At 59.6% G+C, this 3,622-nt stretch carries 2 protein-coding genes; both read right to left on the bottom strand.

Annotated elements, in window-relative coordinates; genetic code table 11:
- A partial coding sequence (locus BMIN_RS08150; RefSeq protein ID WP_081928466.1) for an Ig-like domain-containing protein occupies positions 1-3,228 on the bottom strand: 3,228 nt, incomplete at its 3' end.
- Between the two features lie 84 nt (positions 3,229-3,312).
- The coding region (locus BMIN_RS07880) for a carbohydrate binding domain-containing protein (protein WP_034886389.1) at positions 3,313-3,622 on the bottom strand (310 nt) is incomplete at its 5' end.

Genomic DNA, 3,622 nt, shown 5'->3' with positions numbered 1-3,622 from the left:
GCCGCCGCAGGAGGCCTCCATCTGCTGCGCGCCGCCGGACCACTTGCCGTTCGCCTGGTAGTTGACCTTCGCGGTCTTCCACGAGGAATCCGGCTTGTACCACACCGTCATCGGCGTGCCGAACGACGGGGCGGAGTACGAGACCTTCCCCCCGGACACGGACACGACCGAGCCGCTCACGCGGTAGTCCTTGCCCTGCCCGCCGTTGTTGTCCCAGGCGGAACCATTCGTGAACGCCATGCGCACCTGCCCGCCGGCGGTGTCCGGGATCGTGTACCTGTACCAGCCATCCCTGTACAGGGTCATCTGCTGGGCCGAGCCCGTCCACTTGCCGTTCGCCTTGTAATGCACCTTCGCGGTCTTCCACGACGACGCCGGCTTGTACCACACCGTCATCGGCTGCTTCGGCACGTCCGTGACCGTCACCGTGACCGACGCGCTCTTGCCGCCAGCAGACGCGGTGACCGTGGCCGTACCCGCCTTCACAGCCGACACGTAACCAGTCCCCGTCACCGAAGCCACCGACGCATCAGACGAACTCCACGTCACCGTCTTATTGGTCGCATCCGACGGATTGACCGTCGCCGACAGTTGGGCCGACTTGCCCTTCTCCAACGACAGCTTGCCATTCGACACACCAGAACCCGAAACCGCAACCGACGACACCGCAACATCAGGCGTCTGGCAGGTCACGGATTCAAGGGTGGTACCGGAACCGGACCAACGGACGGTACCACCGTTGTAGGAGATGCCTGCCTGGTTCGCGCCCGGAACCTGCTGGCTGCCGCCATCGTTGAAGATGACTTTCGCGTTGCCGGCAAGGTTGTCCGGCACGTCGTAATAGTAACCGGACTGGCCGCACGTATCAGTACCCGAAATCGCAGTCATCTCCACGCCCGGCCACTTCGCATTGTTGGTAGAACCGTCAACGTAAACGTAGGCGTAGATCTTGCTCCAGTTTGAAGGCTTGGCCGCGTACATCACGTTCGTCGCCTTAGGCGCTTCACCGGTCACGGTGATCGTCACCGTAGCGGTCTTGCCGTTGGAGGTGGTCGCGGTGATAGTCGCCGTACCGGCCTTCTTGAGGCTGACTTTACCTTCCGAGCTGACAGCTGCCACGGAATCGTCGGAGCTGCTCCAAGTCACGCGCTGGCTGGCGTCCGAAGGCGTTACGGTTGCCTTGAGCGTCAGCGAGGTATTGCCGGACGAGATATCGCGGGACACCTTGCCGTTGGAGACACCATCACCGAAGATGGACACGCCGGTCGCGTCCACGCCGGAACCGCCCTCATAGTCGGTTTCTTCCGAATCAATGTAGGTATCCGGGTTGTACCCGTTCTTCTGCATGTAGGTTACACAGTACTTGTCGCATGGGCTTTGGGTGCCGTCGCTAGGATCATAGGTCGGGTCGCCCTGCTTGGTGTACGAGTACGTATGCGTGATGGCCTGGCCGTCAGCACCAGTACCCTTCACTGTCACCGTGAGCACGTCGCCCTTCTTGGCGCTGGCACCGATCTTGATGACATCACCGTCAGAATAGGAGCCGGACTGACCGTCGGACGTCATGTAGGTCGTGTTGGTCGCCTGGTAGGCGCGCAGCGTGATCTTCTTGGACGTGCCGGGGATCGTGCCCTTGTTCGGGTACGCCTCAGCTGTGGAAATCTTCTCGGAACGGGTCTTGTTGGAGAACGCCGCAATCGCCTTCGCGTTCACGGAACCGGACGTAATGGTGCCGCCGGAGACCGTAATGGTGCTGCCGGTGACCTCATCGGTGTACGTGCCGTTCGTCAGCTTCGTGGACGTGCCGGCAAGGTTCTTGACGCTGCCGTTCGCGTTCGCGACAACCACGCCATCCTGGGCAGAAGAGCCAGCGTAACGTTCAACCATGAGACACAGGTCATCACCGCAGTTGCTCACGTTCGAGTTCTCGCCAATCATGGAGTTACGAAAGTGGTTGACCGCTACAACCTCCGGATCCTTCCACAGGTCGGAGCCGGCGTCGCCGAGCTTCGAATTCTCGGTGAACGGGCCGCTGCCATTGCCATACGTGCCCTTGCCGCCGGTACCATACGTGCCGCCATCCTTGTACGGACGGTCAAAGAACAGGGACATGCCGTTCTTCTGGGCGGTCACGCCAGCCCAGCCGTACTTGATCCATTCATCACTGAGTTCCTGTGGGATATTCGCCTCGCCGTTGGCGAAGTTATCATGCGATTCCACCCAGTTGACGGTCTTGTCTTCAGACACCTTGTTGTGCTGCGTGAAATGGCTCGCCGACAGGTTGCCATGCTGCACACCGTTACGCACCTCATGGCCATAGGAGGAGTCGGTGATGCCGCCGCCGGCCACTGAGCTGTTCCAGAACAGATTGGCGTAATCGGCTTCTCGCACATTCGCGTCCTCAAGCACCTCGCCATACTGGTATTGGGCGCCGTTCTTGAGAATCGTGTTCCAATAGTTGGACTGCTTGCCGAACACCTCGTCAGGCAGCTCGATATGCTTGGCAGCATCATAGCGGAAGCCGTCCGCACCATCGGCGACCGTCTGCTTGAGCAGGTCGGCCATACCCTGGGTCACGGTGTCATCCTGCGTGTTGAGATCCCACAGGCCGGACAGCTTGTGCTGGGTGCAGTCTTCACGATTGTTGTAATCGGAGATTTGCTTGTCCTCGTGGAAGTAGTTCTTGTTGCGCCATTTGTCTGCGATGACATCGAAATCAGAGGTGAAATGGTTGGACACGGAATCGACGATGATGCGCAGACCATACTGATGGGCCAGCTTGCACATTTCCTTGAATTCGTCTTCCGAACCGACCACGTAATTGCCGATGGACATGTCGGTCGGCTGATACACGTAGTACCAGTTGAGATACCAGTTGCCGGTGCCGAGCTTGCGATTGTCCTTGATTTTGACGATTGGTTCGGTTTGGATGGAGGTGTAGCCGGCTTTGGCGATATCCGGAATGTTTTCCATGATGGTCTTGAACGACCATTCGAAGGCGTGCAGTGTTGCGCCGTCCTTCATGTCCTTCGGTAGACCGTACTTCTTGCGGGCAGTCTCGAAGATGGGATTGCCGATGGTGTCGGCATAGCTGTCACGGGTGGAGGCACTGGCTTCTTGCGGAGCGGCAGTGCTGATGGAAAGACCCGCGAGCAGCGTGATGACCGCGGCGAGGAACGCTACGGTCTTCTTGCTCAGACGAGCAAGCGTTGCTGATTGTTTCATCATCTTCCTTGATTGGATTGGATTTGTTCAGGTAATGCTGAGGCCCGGTTCCATTGGGATATGAAACCAGGCCTCAGCTGTTTTCAGTTATTTGTTGGTTATGGTGCAGTTTGGTGTGACGTCGGTGATCATCTGGCCGCCGGCCACGGCGACGCTGCCGCCGCTCACTCGGTAGTCCTTGCCCTGCCCGCCGTTGTTGTCCCAGGCGGAACCGCCGTCCGTGAACGCCATGCGCACCTGCCCGCCGGCGGTGTCCGGGATCGTGTACCTGTACCAGCCGCCGCAGGAGGCCTCCATCTGCTGCGCGCCGCCGGACCACTTGCCGTTCGCCTGGTAGTTGACCTTCGCGGTCTTCCACGAGGAATCCGGCTTGTACCACACCGTCATCGGCGTGSCC

It is taken from the genome of Bifidobacterium minimum, from assembly GCF_000741645.1.
Lineage (GTDB): Bacteria > Actinomycetota > Actinomycetes > Actinomycetales > Bifidobacteriaceae > Bifidobacterium > Bifidobacterium minimum.
This window is presented reverse-complemented; position numbering and strand designations above follow the sequence as displayed.